The organism is Neisseria sp. Ec49-e6-T10 (assembly GCF_051132615.1).
Classification (GTDB): Bacteria; Pseudomonadota; Gammaproteobacteria; order Burkholderiales; family Neisseriaceae.
This window is the reverse complement of the sequence record NZ_CP152375.1, coordinates 1612199-1627952: the sequence shown is the minus strand read 5'-3', so window position 1 is coordinate 1627952 and position 15754 is coordinate 1612199. Positions and strand designations below refer to the sequence as shown.

The following is a 15754-nucleotide window of genomic DNA, read 5'->3' as shown; positions in this document are numbered from 1 at the left end:
TGACTCACAAAGTCAATCAACCCAATCAAAACCAGCTAACCAAAATGAGCTGGTTTTTTTATGTCTTTTTTATAAGGTCAAAACAATGATTCATGATGATATTGTTGTTAGAAATTTACTCAAACAATTGAGTATTGATGATTACCTCAACCGTACAGGCATTACCGAAGTGATGATCAATCGCCCCAATGAGGTGTTTTTAGAAGGCTCTAGTGGTGTTATTCGATTAGAAAATGAGGCATTAAGTTACACCAAGCTGGAGACTCTGGCCAATGCACTAGCGATTTATAACTCAAAATCCATTAATCATCTTCACCCTATGCAATCAGTTACTTTACCTGATGGGGAACGTGGCCATATTATGATGCCCCCTTCTTGTGAAGATAAAACCATAGTGTTTAGCTTCAGGAAACCATCTCATACCCGTTTTAGTTTAAATGATTATTTAAATACCGATAGGTTGCAGTCCTTTACTGATGTTGGCTCATTTGGTAAAGCGCAAACAGATATCGAAATCGACAGTAAACATTACCGTGATATCAGTGACAAAATGCAGCTACCTAATGATGTCCTTCTTCATGATTGGCAACTGGATATGCTGCAAGCTAAAGCGGATCGAAATTTGAATCGTTTTTTTGAATTGGCGGTACAACACAAGCTGAATATTTGTATGGTTGGTGGAACAGGATCAGGTAAAACCACCTTTACTAAAGCCATTGCCGATATGATTCCCCTTGATACTAGGATTCTGACTATTGAAGACACCCACGAGCTGGATTTACCCAATCACCCGAATCATGTTCATCTGTTTTTTAAAGAACATGTGACAGCCAAAGCGGTGATCTCCAGTTGCATGCGACTAAAACCTGATCGCATCTTCTTAACCGAACTAAGAGGAGATGAGGCTTGGGATTATCTTTCGGCATTAAATACAGGTCATGCAGGTGGTTTAACTTCCGTACATGCCAATGATGCTCGTTCAGTCCATTATCGGATCGCACAACTGGCCAAAGAATCCTCTACAGGTCAAACAATGGATTTTAACTATATTCTGAATACGGTCAGAGCCACCATTGATATTGTGTGTTTCTTCAGCAAAACCTATATGACTGAGCTGTATTTTGATCCAGTGGAGAAGTTTTATGCCATGAGTGGGCGAAATTAGTGTAAATTATATTTGATTTTTAAAGCATTTATTGCCACTATTTGCATAGAATTCCAATAAAATAATACAACACAGCTATTGATATGCGGAGAGGAATTGCATGAAGGACTATTATATAATTACACCAAACAATGGTAACTCATTATCTGATTTTTCAAACGTTTTGCTTAGGTCAGGAATTTTAAATGATTATAATTTCCAGCAGTTGGCAGTACCTGTATATTCATTACGAAAAGAAATATTAGAGCATATTTTGGAAAAAGGTTTATCTTCCTTGCTTAATTTTAATATAGCTATGGAAGATGTTCTGTCACAGACTATGTCAATCAATCAAACAGAATATATAGTAGCCAAATTTCTGCAAAAATTCAATAATACTAAGAGAATACTAATAATTGACCCTTATTTGTACAAAAAATCGGATAAACATGATATTCCTAGTTTATTTGGAAGATTGATTGCCCCTTTTGCCTCTACGTTAGAAGAAATTATAATTGTAACCAATGGCAAAGAGTCTGAAATTAAAACAGATATGCATTTGGAGATAGGAAAATTAAATAGTAAGGTAAAAATTAATGACGTTGAAACAAAAGCGTTTCATGATAGGTTTTGGATTGACCCTGATAATAGGACTGGCGTTGTCATGGGGACATCATTAAATGGATTAGGGAATAAAATCTCTCTAATAGATTATATAGGATTTAATGATGTCGATGAACTCATTGAACTTGCTATAAAAAAAGGTGTAAAAATCTAAATTTCTTTATAGATTCGTTACGAAACTTATTGATTCAAAGCAATTAGTACTCATATATTTTAAAATTAAAGTCACTTACAAAAGTGGCTTTTTTTATAACTTTATAAGAAAGGACGTTTTACTATGGGTACACTTACCATTAGAACCACCCCTGAGCAGGATCAGGTTATCAAAGAAATTCAAAATCTATTGAATGAATCGGCAGTTAGTAAAACATTACTGCGTTGTGTGACTGAATACCAAAAGTTATCATCTACTCTTGAGGACAGAAACATCAAACTGAAGGAAGCCCTTAATCGGGTTGATGAGTTGGAAGGCTTGATATTGAACCATCTCAATAGCCAATATGCGCTGATGTCTGTTGTTTCTTCGCGCACAAATAAAGGAGCGAGAAAACAAAATACCGCTTCTTATCAAGTGGCAAAACAACATCTGAATAAGATTCTGGAAACCTTAAGGTAAATCCATTGTTTGAGTAATATCTGCAATTTCATTTGAATATTCAGTATTTTCTAGTATGTCCAGCAATGCTGGTTCACCTTCCAAAAATTGAATCATTTTTTCTTTCATCGTTGCCTTTTGTTCTTCAGTTAAAGAGCCATTGTGCGTGTGGTACGACATCGATAAAAACAGCAGTTTCAATATCCCGCCAGATAAGCTTTGTAAGTTATTGAGGCGGTTTTCTAGTTCAGTGATGCGTTGATCGGTTTCGGTCATCTTTTTTCTTTCAGTGCATTAAATTTCATTTTCAAACTATATTATAGGAGAAGCCTTATGCCATATCTTAATAAAATTTCCGTTATGGGTAACCTCGGTAAAACACCAGAGTTACGTTTCTTTGCAGATGGCACACCCACCACCACAATATCCATTGCTTATTCTGAAAACTGGAAAGACAGTAAATCAGGCGATGCAAGAGAATCAACCGAATGGTTTACTGCCATCCTTTATCGTAAACAAGCAGAACTGGTTTGTCAGCATATGCAAAAAGGAGACTGTATTCAGGTACACGGTAAATTACGTTCTCGCACCTATCAAAAAGACACAGAAACCATCCGTGTGTTTGAAATCATTGTGGATCAGTTGGAAATGATCCGTACCAAAAAACAAACTGAAGCCAAAGAGGAGGCACAATGAGTACCCCTAAAAAAGGCAATATGGCTTTATTGATCTTAATGGTCACTTTGGTGTTTTTAGCCATTGGTCAATTTGCAGGCAGCTTTTTATTGAGTTTTCTGCTGGATATTGAGTTTACATGGTCACCTTTATTGCTGATAGGTGCATTGGGACAGATAGGACGTTATCCTGAAACAGTTCAGCATAATATCTATATCTCACTGGCGGTCTCTGTGGCGATGGGTATTTTGCCGAGCATTATGTTACTGGCAGCTATGCTCATTAAACCCAAAAGAGAGCTACATGGTTCTGCTCGTTTTGCTAACCCAATGGAAATGAATCAATCTGGGTTACTGGCACTTAAGCATGAGAAACCTGATATTTTAGTGGGCAAATACAATGGTAAGTTTTTACGCTGGGGCAGCAATGAATTTGCCTTTTTAGCAGCTCCTACTCGTTCTGGTAAAGGGGTGGGCATTGTGATCCCCAATTGCTTACATTATCGTGATTCTATGGTGGTGTTTGATCCGAAGTTGGAGAACTACTTATTAACGGCTGGCTTCAGACACAAACATGGACATAAGGTATTTTTATTTAATCCTGCGGGCAGAACACCTGAACACGAAACACGACCCCATGCACCACTGGTCAGTCATCGTTGGAATCCATTAACTTATGTGCGCCGTAATCCTGTGTACACCTACAAGGATGCCATGAATATTGCTACTATTTTGTATCCGAAATCGACAAGGGACAGCAGTAACAGTACTTTCTTTACCGAATCAGCTCAAAAGCTGTTTGTGGGTTTGCTGCTGTATATGATTGAGACTGAAGGTGAATCAGGCAGACAGACCACGTTAACCAATCTGTTTCGTTTAACTGTACCTAAAAATGGTGATCCTTTATCTGAATGGATCATCAAAGAGATGGAGAGGCGACATAATAGTGGTCAGTTACTGTCCAGCCAATGCACCACTTTATTATTGGGTTTTGCCAATGGCAATGCCAAAACAGGATCAGATATTCTGGCAACAGTCACAGCTCCTTTATCTATCTTTCTTGACCCTGTGGTTGAAGCGGCAACCAGTAGTGATGATTTTTATTTGGATGATGTACGCAAACAGCGTATGACCATTTATTTAGGGGTGATCCCTACCGAAACAGATACCTTCAGCCGCTTGACCAATCTGTTTTTTAGCCAGCTAATCAGTGTCAATGTGGCTCAAGGGCTACCTGAGAACAATCCAGCATTAAAATATCAGTGTCTTTTATTGATGGATGAATTTACCGCTTTAGGTGCTGTCCCCATTATTGAATCAGGGGTGGCTTATATTGCTGGGTATAACTTAAGACTTCTGTTGATTTTTCAAAGCCCGTCACAGGTAACAAGGTTGTATACCAAAGAAGGGACAAGGACATTCTTTACCAACTTTGGGCTTCAGATATTTTACCCACCAAGGGATCAGCAAGATGCCAAAGAATACAGCGATATGATCGGGTATGAGACCTATAAGGCTAAATCACTGTCGCGCTCAAAAGGCAGAGGTGGAAGCAGTACCAGCCAGTCAGATCAACGCCGTGCGGTACTGAATCCTGATGAATTAAAGATTATGCCTCGAACAGATTGCATCATCAGCATGACCAGCTCTCGTCCGATTCTTGCCAAGAAGATTATTTATTATGAGGATGAGGTCTTCAAACCACGCGTATCAATGGCACTTCCTCAAATACCTGAGTTGTTTGTCAATATTACTCAAGCTGTAGAACAACCTGAACCTATTGCGCCTGAAGAACTGGAGACAGTCGATTTAGCCGAAACCAGCAATGCTTCAGCATTATTTGAGGAAATGATCAAAAGTCTGGTTCGTCCTGATAGCCCACCTGAATTTATCAGTGCATTGGCACAATCAGTTAAAAATAATCTGGGTGTAGATTCCATGCCGATTATTTCTCGTTTGATGCAAACTGGTTAAGTACACAGTATTAACGATTCTTCTTATTTTATTCAGTATTTTTTTCTTAACTAATATATTTTATTGATTAGTGAGGTTCTATTATGACGGGCACAAATGAAATACGTACAGCATTAGATTATGTTGATTCCCATGATCGGGATTTATGGCTCAAAATGGGTGCAGCACTCAAAGATGAGCTGGGTGAAGAAGGTTTCCCCATATGGGATCAATGGTCTTCTTCAGCACAAAACTACAATGCCAGAGCAGCCCAAGCCACTTGGAAGAGCTTAAAACAAGGTCATGTTCGGATCAACACCCTGTTTTACACCGCCATGCAAAACGGCTACCAACCGACAAAGCCAACTGTTGCCCCATCTGCTGAAGAAATCGCCAAAAGACAGGCTGATGCAGAGCAAAAACGCCTTCAGGCGATTGAAGCACAAAAGCAGGCACAAGAAGTCACCAAGCAAAAAGCACAGTATATCTGGCAAAAAGCCGTCTCTGCTCAACTAGCCCATCCTTACTTACAAGCCAAAGGGATTACTGACCCTGAGTGCATTAAGGGGATTAAGCAGAATCTTTACAAAGACAATCAAAATCTGATTATTCCTATGTACCAGAATAAAGAAATTGTTTCTCTTCAGTTTATCAATCAGGATGGTTCAAAACGTTATATGGGCGATGGTCAAAAGGAAGGCAGTTACAGCTTGATTGGCGATGCAAAAAAGATGGCCGCGGGTTTTTATATGGCTGAAGGTTTCGCCACTGCCGCTTCTATCCATGAGGCAACAGGTCAACCTGTCCTTGTGGCTTTTGATGCGGGCAATCTTGTTCGTGTTGCTGAAAACCTCAAACCTCATTACCCAAACACCGAAATCATCTTGGCTGCGGATAACGATCCTGATAATAAGGGGCTGGCAAAAGCAACAGAAGCAGCACAAATACTAGGGGACAACGCCCGTGTGATTTGTGCTCAGTTTACTGAAGAACAGATACAACGTTATGGGCAACAATATGGTGAAGGTAACAAGCCTTCTGATTTTAATGATCTTCACGCACTTGAAGGGCTGGATCAACTTAAACATTTACTCAATAAGGACACAATACCCATTATGGACAATCCAATCAAAAACACTGAACCACAAGCTGCTGAACAAGCAGCTTTTTTAACGCCTTCAGAACCTGAACAAACCAATCAGGAAACAGCGAAACGTACATCAACTAAAGAGGTAATCAACAGTATTGAACCTGATATGGATCGTCTTCAGGAAAAAGTACAAAAAACAGTGGATCAATCCACTGTGTTACCCAGTACTACACCACCGACACCTGAAAAAGAGGTAGACAATCTCCCTGAAAATACTGGCTCACCAAAAGCAAAACAAGCAGAACCTACCTCTGATCCTATACCTAGCCTTGATCCAAATAGCACAGAAGCAGAAAAATCACCATTGAGCCAAGATGAGTTTAAAAAAATCATTACTGATCTGAACTATAAAATGCCGCCTGCTGGATTGGAGAGACGTTATCTGGTGGCAGATGGACAATATCTTTCTGCTGATAATGCCACAACCGTATTATTTGAAGACAAAGGTAAAAAATTATCAACTGCACGTAATGACACCCAAATTGCTCAAGATATGTTGGAAGTGGCTAAAATCAAGGGGTGGGATGCCATTAAATTATCGGGTACTAAAGAGTTCAAACAAATGATGTATGTGTTGGCCGAAAGCCAAGGTATCAAAACATCTGGCTATAAGGCAACTGAAGCTGATCGTGTTTTGGTTGAACGTTTGCGTGAAGATCAAAGTTTAAACAGCATAGAAGAAAAAGCCAGCCTTTATACCCAAAAATCAATGGAAAATAATCCTTTATCTGAAAAAAACAAAGAATCAGGTAATCCTGATCAGCAAAAAATATCCGAACGCTCACAACCAGATGTAGACGCTTTATCCAAAGCAGATAAGATGATGGCTGGTTCCAGTATTCCCACTACAGGGCAGATTGAAACCTCACCCAAGGCAGATACAGATGTTGATGTCCCTCTTCAAGAGATTGGCCAAGGTAAGATTCCCAGTGAAGTGATTTTGCAAGCCAAAAATATTAAGACCCATGCGCTGGATACAGATGTGGTCACCACGTCAAAAGCCACTTATGACAAAAAAGCGGCTAAATTAAGTCAACCTGAAAAGGCCAAACTTCAGTTCTTTGAGCGCAATACCCTAGATGTGATCCGTGATTTAAAGGGAGATGCCAGACAAAATGCCTTAAAGAATTATTATGATCATATGGCTGACAAGATGAATGGTAAAACATTGGATGTACCCACGCCTTTACAAGTCCCTTCCCCTAGAGGTGAACATACTCGAGCATCAACCCAAGATAGAAACCAAGATCAAGAAGTAGAAAGATAATCGAATAGACAATAAACTTCACGATTAGGATTAAAAATGGATATTTCTAAATTTATTTATTATTTTTTTATTTTTGTTTCCTTCTGTTATGTTTTTGGGATCATTATTGCTTTTTTACTCGATTATTTTAGTGAATATAATAAAACATCAACTCAAGATAAAAACCAAGATTAAGAAATAGAAAGGTAATCAGCATGAACAATCAACTCCATATTTTTGAGGATGAAACATTTAATTTTACTGAAGATGAACGTATGGCGTTTGCGCAAATGACAGATGATCAGATCAGTGATTATTGGCAAGCGCAACAGTCTTATGAAGAAATGAAAGCCTATCTGGAGCATCCAGATACACCAGATGTTGTCAAAAACATATTGACCTTATCTGGCTGGCAAGAGCACAACAACCAGTAATTATTCTCCATCAACTTAGCCCCTGATTTTTTATTCAGGGGCTTTTTTTGTTTATTGGAAGGTAAATAAATGAATACCAAAGAAAGCAAGAAAAACAAAGGGCAAGAATATGCCGAAAATGTGGCCAATGAGTTAATCAAGCACCTTCAAGCTGGCACAGCCCCTTGGCAACGTCCTTGGACACCCGATAAAGGATTTGATTTACCCTACAACCATATTACAGGCAATGTTTATTCTGGCACCAATAATTTAATGCTGATGATGCAAATGTATGATGATCCACGTTGGATGACTTACAAACAGGCACAATCGGTTGATGCACAGGTACGTAAAGGTGAAAAAGGCGTAGGTCTAATCAGGCTGATTACTCATGTAGAAAAAACCAAACGAGATGAGCACAATAAGCCTGTTCTTGATACTGATGGCAATACAGTGAAGGAATATGCTTTATTGCCTCAACCCATCATCAAATCATTTACCGTGTTTAATGGTGAACAAATCGATGGTATCCCTGAGTATGACAGAAAACCTGTTCAGTATGATTGGGAACCTAGCGAAAAGGCAGAGGCTATATTATTGGCTTCAAAAGCCCGTATTGATGTACATCCTTTGTACCACCCATCTTATAATCCTGATTCTGACATGATCAACTTACCAGAAAAGGGGCAGTTTCCCAGCCAAGCGTTTTATTACGCGACAGCACTACATGAACTTGGCCATTGGACGGGTCACCCCTCAAGAATGGATCGTGATTTAACAGGGAAATTCGGCTCAGAAAACTATGCAAAAGAAGAACTAAGAGCCGAGATCACCTCTTTGATGCTCTCACGTGAATTAGGTTTACCTCATGATATTGGCCAACATGCAGCCTATGTTAAATCATGGATTCAGGTACTCAAAGATGATCCTATGGAAATTGTTTATGCCTCAAAAGATGCACAGAGAATAAAGGACTATATTCAATCGTTTGAGCGAAACCAAGTTGTTCAACAGGACATACTGAACCTTAAAGAAACATTTCATCAACAAAGTGCCTTACTCCCTGCTAAAGAACAGCAGTACAGGCAAACCTTAGAATCGTTTATGAACAAAGCTACGCTTGGCTTATCAGATACAGCAAAACAGCAATCCCAGCTTAACTTTTATCAAAATCAGATACAAGAGATATCTCAAGGGGCTAAGCAACCGTCTTTATTTGATGTTGATATAGATAGATAACCCATTTATTTTAAACAAAGCCGATAACCACTGTGTTATCGGTTTTTTTATGGTGAGATAAAAATGAGAAAAAGACTAACATTAGATATCATAGGAATTAGTGATTCGGATCGCAATGTCATCAAAAAAATAGCAGTTAAAAAATATGGTAAGCCCAGTATTTCATATTTTGTAAAACAATTACTATGCGATATTTTAAAAGACCATAATCATTATAGTACTTCCCATGATTCTACTCTCATAGAGAAACGAAACAGAATAGAAACACGTTTATCAAAAGAAGAAAAAAAGAAATTGTCTATGCTGGCTAAACCACACCATATGACAGTTAATGCTTTTATTGCCTCTATTATTCGAAATTATTTAAATAAAACTCCATTATTAACGGCTGCTGAAGTAGATGCATTGTATCAATCCAATGCTCAATTATTACGTATTGGTCGAAATTTGAACCAGATTGCCAAGCAGTTTAATTCAATGGAAGGCGGCAATATCACCAGTGAACAGGTCACAGCCCTTCAGAACATCATCAATACCCATACAGAAAAAGTAGGCGAATTATTATTGTCCAATAGGAGAAGAAACAATGAGTGATTTAAATAAACGCGTTGATGATTGGTTTTTAGGGTATAAAACTCGCTCTGTTAAATCAAAATCAGGTGCAGATATTTCTCCTAGAAATCATTCAAAAGTAAAACCACTAAAATCTGGATCAGGTATTGCCAACCTGAAGGCTGCTGCCTTGAAACACCCTGAAGTAATGGTCAAAGTACCTACCCGTAAAAGTACCAACTCAAAAGGTATGAAGGGTATTAGGTCACATGTTGATTATATCAGTCGTAATGGCCAACTTGAGTTGGAGGATCGGGATGGTCATATCATCAAAGGTAAAAAAGAGATTAATCAACATTTAGCGGATTGGAAAAAACTTAATATCCCAGAAAAAAGCAAATATAGAGAAGCTTTAAATGTGGTTTTATCTATGCCTGCTGGTACTGATCCCGTTGCGGTAAAAAATGCAGCTCGAGCATTCGCACAAGAACAGTTTGAGCATCACGAATACCTTTTTACCCAACATCTGGATCAACAGCACCCACATGTGCATATTTGCGTGCTGATGCGTGATGAACTCGGCAAACGGATGAATCCACGTAAAAATGATTTATTTGAGTGGCGTGTCCGTTTTGCAGAGAAACTACGAGATGAAGGTGTCCAATGCGCTGCAACTAAACGACAACATAGAGGACGTACCCAAAAATCAGAAAAACGCCCACTTCGTGAAATGCGTATGAGAGGAGCAGTTGCTAATGTTCATAAACTAGAGGCTCAATTCTTACTTGAAGCATTAAAAAACAATGATCGTCCTAAACACCCCTTTATAAAGGAAACCATGCAAACACGGGGTATTATTGTTGAAAATTATGGCTTAATTGCACGAGAACTATACAAAATGGGTAATAAGGAAGAGGCGCATATTATTAGTCAGTTGGTAAAAGAAGTCAATCAGGCAGGGTTTATAACACAAGCTCAACAAAAATTTGAACATTTAGGCAAAGATTTAGTAGAAATTAATCATAACAATCCCGAGAGGGATTAAATGCTTTTTAGATATAATTTTTAAAAAAATGATATAATTAACTTATTTTTATTAAGTGAGTAGATAAAATGAATGTACCAGATTGGGTAGGAATAATTGGATTTTTGACAACTATTATAGTAGGTATTTATGATAAAAAATTTGTAAATATATTCAAGTCGCTGTTAGGTACATTCAAATCTTTTGGCAATTTTAAAACTCAGACATTATATAGAAAGAAAATGAATTTAGAGCGTGAGTTAATGAATTATAATGAATTGATTAAAAGACCTGAAAAGGCTGCTGTACTTGTAGGGCGAACGATACTTAATCTAATAATAGACATTGTTTTTTCTGCAGCAATGGTCTATTTTGTTATTAGGCTTCAAAATGACTTAGCTGTTGAGCCAAATACTATAATGCTTTTGACTGGTAAAATCATATTGATAGTATTTGTTGTTAGCTTATTTTGTCTATTTTTTGGTATGTTACATATGGTTGTTAAAACTTTAGATATGTTAAATTATGCATATGATCCTATTAAATACGAAAAAAATAGGATCAATTTAGAAAAGGCTAAAGAAAAATTAAACTGGAAAATAAATAATAAACTATCGAAACCTTCTAATTAGAGTGTCATTCTCTAAAAGTGAACTGTGTGAATCCTAACCCCCTCTATATTCTCAATGATTTTTTATAAAATTAGCTATGATAATTTAGACCTGAACTGATGGTTATAATTTAATCATTCAGATCAGGTCTGAGCTACTACATATAAACAAACTATTTAAAATAATTAGGCATAGGTTCTTTTTTTTCAAATAAATAAACCTCATCCCTTGGCACCCATTTCATATAGACTCCACGTTCATCAAATTCAAACTCAAGCTTACTAGCAATCATGGCATCCCCAACACCAAGTAATACCTTATCACCTGTTTTATCATCCATTCTGACACCAACTTCACATCCTTTATAAATGCCGAAGGTATTTATGCCATAAACTTCACTAACTTCTGAAGGCGTAATATCTTTTAAATAAATTTCCTCTTGATCATCTTCTCTAATAAATCCTTTCGATTCATCATCCTTATCATGAGAAACTAAAATATATTTACCATACCTATCACAAAAAATTCTATATTCCACTCCGTCATAAACAGTATAAATTGCATTCCTTATCATAACTAATCCTAATTTTATTCGGGAATAAACCTACCTTTAGAACCACTAAAGGTAGCTGCTAATACTTCTTTTCCATTTACAACCTTATATAGTTCAGCTCCATCTCGTGGAAGTTCATACACTCCTTTTGGATAATTCCATTCAGGAATAGCATCACCATTACGTGTCGCTAAAAAGCCATTCCTCGTAGCTGGAGCCGAGCTGGTATCTGTTCCTCCTAGCTTAGAACCATAAGGTATCTGAATCTTTTCTACTTTTTCCATTTTAAATCTAATGATGCCATAACTTGTACCATCTTCAGCAAACTTCGTATTTGGGTAATCTAGTCTTAATGACTCATATACTTCATCATAATTTTTTAAATGTTTTACATCTTCTGCTCGAGCTATATAACCGCCTATAGTCGTATAAGGGTTTTCTGGATCCAAATACCTATCTATATCACTAAATGAAATCACTTTTTGTAATTCAGTTTCTGTAGTGATGTTAGGAACCATTTCCCTAAGCTGTTTCATCTTTTGTACTTCTAAATCTGTCCAAGTATCAACTGATTTTAGATTAAGGTTTCTAAATTCTTCTGCTGTTAAGCCCACTGTTTTTAAATCTTGTGCAAACTGAGTTTCTTTGTAGCTTAAAGGGCTTGGTACTTCAGTCGGGTAAGTAATCTCTTTTGATGCTCTAGGTAATACAGTATTTTCTACATTGGTTCTGAATTCAAAGTTCGGATCAGCTTTGGTTCCTGTAAACTGCCCTGTTGGCTCTTTAATCAATGGGGCATGTTTTTCAACAAACAAAGGAACGGTTACGTTCTTTTGTATCACAGGTGTTTGGCTAAAATTGCTTGTGGGTTGAGTATGTTTTTTATTAAAACTTACCCCTCCATGCTCAAAATACTTAACATTGCTGATATTTCCTTCTTTAATCGCATTCTTTGTGATGGCTGTAATCGTATCATCACCACCCATTTTAAAGACTTTTGCCAGCTGTTTACCGCCTTTAACGGGTATAACTTCACTTAATACTTCAAAAGAGCCAAATAACAGTGCTGTCCCAGCTAAACCATAAGCATCAACATTACTTTGTCTAACGGATTCTATGCCTTGTTCCATTTGCTTGATATAAGGGGCTAAAGGCTGACCTATATTTTTTTGTATGATTTCTTGTGTACTGGCACTAGGCGTATAGGTATAGCGTTCCTGAATATCTTTTTGTATGGCTACAGCGGCTTCTGTACCATAAATAGCCGCAGCAGGAATTGAGGTTACACCAGCAGCCATTCTACTGCCCATACCTGTGAGCATATTCAACCCTGTTTCGAATGCTGCTTTTTGGTTCAGTACTCTTTGTTCTGTCGCTTGATAAACCTCTACTCCCCAGTGTTTGACTGTATCGGGAATAGGTAGTTTATTTAGATTCACATTACCCAACATACCTAGAACAATTTCATCATCTTTAGCTTTGTATTGTCTAGCGTAACTCAAAGGATCAAATTTTTGTTCTTTACGCAATTGTTGGTAATAAGGGTCTTCACTCATTCCCCCTTTGGCTAAACTGATCTGCTCATTTCGATGTTGAGCCGTTAGTTGCCTTTCTTCCTGTATTTGTCTGGCTTGTTCAGCTCGAGCCTGATCAATACGTGCATTGATCATACCTTGCCCAGAAGTATTTTTTCTCCCTATTTTTTCATTTATAGCTTGTTCTGCTTCTGTATATTGACTGCGGTCATAGGTGTATTCTTTATTTGGCTGGATATTGGGGATAACGTGTTGATGACCATCTTTAAGTTGAATATCTCTTATTTGCCCAGATCGATACAAAGCTCCTAAAGCTTCATATGGGTGTTCTGAATCCAGTTTTTTAGCCAGACTCCAACCAGTATCTCCCTGTTGGGCAATAATTTTACGTCTGGTGTCTTCTGGTTCTAATGAAGGTTCAATAGATTGTTTAACGATATTCTCTAAAGATTCTCCAGCCAGAATTTTTTGAGTTGGTAAACTCAGATGTTCACTGCGTTCACCTAACTGTAGCTGAACTTCGTCTTTGTTGATCTGTAACTGGTGAACTTTGGGTGGATCACCAGCGTGATCATGAACAATAAAGCCTACAGCTTCTTTAAGGATATATTGCTCTTTTTTGTTAAAGCCAGATACTTGTTTATCAAACAAATGTTCATCTAACGCATCGATAATCTGCTTTTTACGTCCTACAGGTGGATAGGCTCTTTGATAAAGCTCACTATAAGGCTCAGATTTTGCTTTCTGATATTCTGTTTTATCTGGATTTTTAGCCTCCAACAATTCTGGATCAACGGTAAGCCCTTTGCCATTTATGGTTTCTTCTACATTTACAAAGGCATATTTATTATTGCCTATATTAGCCATTAGACAGCCAGTTTGAGGATCGTAATACATCAATTTGATATTGGGATGATCGTTATGCCCACTTTTAAAGGCAACGTCCACAGCTAAACCTTCAAAAACAGCTTCTTTTTGTTCTGGAGATAATTGGTTTAGATTATGGGTAAACTCGCTTTGGTCAAAAGCATTTTTTACAGTTTCATTGAGTTCAGGAGCCTTCTGTTGTGCCAACTCCAACGCTTCTTTTTGGCGTTGTAATTGCTCTTCTTGCTCGCGTTGTAATCTTTGCTGATCAGCAAAAGATTGATTTAGACTTAACTGAAACTCTTCATCCATTCTTACTACTCAAAATAAATTTTTTTAGAATCATATCATCTTTTCTGCATAAGCAGAACTTAAATACAAGGTATTTACCGGCTACTGCCTATCCTGCGTTTAGTTTTAAAATTCTTTATTAGTTCATCCTCTGTCTAGTCTTTACTTTAAAGGTGTTTAAGCATTCAAAATTTTTTTATTTTTGTTATAAATTTGTATACTATAATTTATTTGTATTTTTTATAGTTTATTTTTAACTCATTTAAGTATTTTTTTATTATTATGAAAATTCTTTTTAATTTATTTCATGTGTACTTAGTTATTCAGTATTCGGAGTTTAGTTTCAACAGCCCTTTATTCAAAAATAGCTTTTTCCTTCAAAAAAAGAATTGTGACATGGCAAGGTATTCACTTTATTGGATACGTTTACAAGATTTTGATTTCAGAAAAGACTTGTCTGTTCAGAGACTATAGTCAGCTCAGTGCCCAGAGCAGTCATTTCTGAAGGTTGAAAATTTATATAACAATTGATTATTTGGCTACCTCTCAAGATATTACATAAAGTTCGCCATTGGTACTAAAAAGACCAATGATAATTAGAACAATATATTTTCATATTATTCATAGCGCTCCATACTTTCTCATCCCACATTAGAACACCTTCACTGTACTTTGCTTCATTAGCTAATTTATTAAAAACTGTATTCGTAATCCAAAGGGGTTTTCCTGACATGGTTGTAAGTTTTGCTGCGTAATTGGCGGCTCTCCCCACCCAAACAAGATCATTAGAACCCCGCACCCCAATCCTAGAAGCATAAATTTCACTGCAGTCTATACCGATTTTATGTTTAAGCTCAAAGGTAGTGTTTGGATAATGCTTTTTGATTAACGGTCTAATTATATAAATTACAGCATAATTAATATTCATTGCCGCTTTTACTGCATTAGTGTTTTTAGCATTTCCTGTAAAAACAGCCATTATACGATCTCCATCATAAGCGGTAATAACCCCGCCTTTATCTTTTATAATACGGGCAGCACACCGTAAATAAGCTTTATAAATCTCAGCAGAAAACCACCACTTATAATTATCTACCATACTAGTGGAACCATCCAAGTCAGCATAAAGTATTGTTGCCTCTGCGAGTTTTTTAGCGTGGTTACTTAAACGTAAGTGATCGGGATCTGGAATATTGGTAGTTTCCTGCACATCCCATTTCTCAGTAAAAATTTGACCTAACTCACTATTTAGATCTTCTTTTAATCCCATAATAATGTCCTTG

General features: G+C 37.2%; 15 protein-coding genes. 11 read left to right on the top strand and 4 right to left on the bottom strand.

All coding sequences use genetic code 11. The features are described from left to right. Nucleotides 1–85 precede the first annotated feature (85 nt). From virB11 to AADH04_RS08460, 3 genes are all read left to right on the top strand, one after another. Nucleotides 86–1165: a P-type DNA transfer ATPase VirB11 gene (virB11, locus tag AADH04_RS08470; RefSeq protein WP_434776857.1), complete on the top strand. Its 1080-nt coding sequence runs from the start codon at nt 86–88 to the stop codon at nt 1163–1165. 100 nt (nt 1166–1265) lie between these two features. Further along, nucleotides 1266–1922 (top strand): hypothetical protein, encoded by a 657-nt coding sequence (locus AADH04_RS08465; protein ID WP_434776856.1) that lies wholly within the window; start codon nt 1266–1268, stop codon nt 1920–1922. Between the two features lie 123 nt (nt 1923–2045). Next, a complete protein-coding gene (locus AADH04_RS08460; RefSeq protein WP_434776855.1) occupies nt 2046–2384 on the top strand; it encodes a hypothetical protein in 339 nt (112 codons plus the stop codon). On the opposite strand, the gene AADH04_RS08455 is transcribed toward AADH04_RS08460, so the two are convergent. Then, nucleotides 2376–2639, bottom strand: a complete 264-nt coding sequence (locus tag AADH04_RS08455; protein ID WP_434776854.1) for a hypothetical protein — start codon at nt 2637–2639, stop codon at nt 2376–2378. The genes AADH04_RS08460 and AADH04_RS08455 overlap by 9 nt on opposite strands. Before the next feature lie 57 nt (nt 2640–2696). On the opposite strand from AADH04_RS08455, the gene AADH04_RS08450 reads away from it, so the two are divergent. From AADH04_RS08450 to AADH04_RS08415, 8 genes are all read left to right on the top strand, one after another. Beyond that, nucleotides 2697–3059 (top strand): single-stranded DNA-binding protein, encoded by a 363-nt coding sequence (locus tag AADH04_RS08450; RefSeq protein WP_434776853.1) that lies wholly within the window; start codon nt 2697–2699, stop codon nt 3057–3059. Beyond that, complete coding sequence (locus tag AADH04_RS08445) at nt 3056–5011, top strand: type IV secretory system conjugative DNA transfer family protein (protein WP_434776852.1); 1956 nt, start codon at nt 3056–3058, stop codon at nt 5009–5011. Before AADH04_RS08450 ends, AADH04_RS08445 begins: the two co-directional genes overlap by 4 nt. A gap of 83 nt (nt 5012–5094) precedes the next feature. Next, the gene (locus AADH04_RS08440) at nt 5095–7407 is read left to right on the top strand and encodes an LPD7 domain-containing protein (RefSeq protein WP_434776851.1); all 2313 of its coding nucleotides are present in this window, start codon (nt 5095–5097) and stop codon (nt 7405–7407) included. Nucleotides 7408–7601: 194 nt separating this feature from the next. Next, nucleotides 7602–7820: a hypothetical protein gene (locus tag AADH04_RS08435; protein WP_434776850.1), complete on the top strand. Its 219-nt coding sequence runs from the start codon at nt 7602–7604 to the stop codon at nt 7818–7820. 69 nt (nt 7821–7889) lie between these two features. Next, nucleotides 7890–9038 carry an ArdC family protein gene (locus AADH04_RS08430; protein ID WP_434776849.1) on the top strand — a complete coding sequence of 383 codons (1149 nt, stop codon included), beginning with the start codon at nt 7890–7892 and terminating at the stop codon, nt 9036–9038. Between the two features lie 63 nt (nt 9039–9101). Next, entirely contained in the window at nt 9102–9632 is a 531-nt protein-coding gene (locus AADH04_RS08425) for a plasmid mobilization protein (RefSeq protein WP_434776848.1), read from the top strand. After that, entirely contained in the window at nt 9625–10635 is a 1011-nt protein-coding gene (locus AADH04_RS08420) for a relaxase/mobilization nuclease domain-containing protein (protein ID WP_434776847.1), read from the top strand. The genes AADH04_RS08425 and AADH04_RS08420 overlap by 8 nt, the downstream gene beginning before the upstream one ends. A gap of 68 nt (nt 10636–10703) precedes the next feature. Further along, a complete protein-coding gene (locus AADH04_RS08415) occupies nt 10704–11246 on the top strand; it encodes a hypothetical protein (protein ID WP_434776846.1) in 543 nt (180 codons plus the stop codon). A gap of 151 nt (nt 11247–11397) precedes the next feature. Here the strand turns inward: AADH04_RS08415 and AADH04_RS08410 are convergent, their stop codons facing one another. The 3 genes from AADH04_RS08410 to AADH04_RS08400 form a co-directional block, all read right to left on the bottom strand. Next, nucleotides 11398–11799 carry a hypothetical protein gene (locus AADH04_RS08410; RefSeq protein ID WP_434776845.1) on the bottom strand — a complete coding sequence of 134 codons (402 nt, stop codon included), beginning with the start codon at nt 11797–11799 and terminating at the stop codon, nt 11398–11400. A gap of 14 nt (nt 11800–11813) precedes the next feature. Continuing rightward, a complete protein-coding gene (locus AADH04_RS08405) occupies nt 11814–14492 on the bottom strand; it encodes a hypothetical protein (protein ID WP_434776844.1) in 2679 nt (892 codons plus the stop codon). 556 nt (nt 14493–15048) lie between these two features. Next, the gene (locus tag AADH04_RS08400; protein ID WP_434776843.1) at nt 15049–15741 is read right to left on the bottom strand and encodes an adenylate/guanylate cyclase domain-containing protein; all 693 of its coding nucleotides are present in this window, start codon (nt 15739–15741) and stop codon (nt 15049–15051) included. Nucleotides 15742–15754 lie beyond the last annotated feature (13 nt).

Bases quoted from the DNA above. Each gene is read 5' to 3' on its own strand.
- virB11 (WP_434776857.1), top strand. From the start codon at position 86: ATGATTCATGATGATATTGTTGTTAGAAATTTACTCAAACAATTGAGT.
- AADH04_RS08400 (WP_434776843.1), bottom strand. From the start codon at position 15,741: ATGGGATTAAAAGAAGATCTAAATAGTGAGTTAGGTCAAATTTTTACT.
- AADH04_RS08405 (WP_434776844.1), bottom strand. From the start codon at position 14,492: ATGGATGAAGAGTTTCAGTTAAGTCTAAATCAATCTTTTGCTGATCAG.
- AADH04_RS08440 (WP_434776851.1), top strand. From the start codon at position 5,095: ATGACGGGCACAAATGAAATACGTACAGCATTAGATTATGTTGATTCC.
- AADH04_RS08420 (WP_434776847.1), top strand. From the start codon at position 9,625: ATGAGTGATTTAAATAAACGCGTTGATGATTGGTTTTTAGGGTATAAA.
- AADH04_RS08410 (WP_434776845.1), bottom strand. From the start codon at position 11,799: ATGATAAGGAATGCAATTTATACTGTTTATGACGGAGTGGAATATAGA.
- AADH04_RS08445 (WP_434776852.1), top strand. From the start codon at position 3,056: ATGAGTACCCCTAAAAAAGGCAATATGGCTTTATTGATCTTAATGGTC.
- AADH04_RS08415 (WP_434776846.1), top strand. From the start codon at position 10,704: ATGAATGTACCAGATTGGGTAGGAATAATTGGATTTTTGACAACTATT.
- AADH04_RS08430 (WP_434776849.1), top strand. From the start codon at position 7,890: ATGAATACCAAAGAAAGCAAGAAAAACAAAGGGCAAGAATATGCCGAA.
- AADH04_RS08455 (WP_434776854.1), bottom strand. From the start codon at position 2,639: ATGACCGAAACCGATCAACGCATCACTGAACTAGAAAACCGCCTCAAT.
- AADH04_RS08425 (WP_434776848.1), top strand. From the start codon at position 9,102: ATGAGAAAAAGACTAACATTAGATATCATAGGAATTAGTGATTCGGAT.
- AADH04_RS08465 (WP_434776856.1), top strand. From the start codon at position 1,266: ATGAAGGACTATTATATAATTACACCAAACAATGGTAACTCATTATCT.
- AADH04_RS08435 (WP_434776850.1), top strand. From the start codon at position 7,602: ATGAACAATCAACTCCATATTTTTGAGGATGAAACATTTAATTTTACT.
- AADH04_RS08450 (WP_434776853.1), top strand. From the start codon at position 2,697: ATGCCATATCTTAATAAAATTTCCGTTATGGGTAACCTCGGTAAAACA.
- AADH04_RS08460 (WP_434776855.1), top strand. From the start codon at position 2,046: ATGGGTACACTTACCATTAGAACCACCCCTGAGCAGGATCAGGTTATC.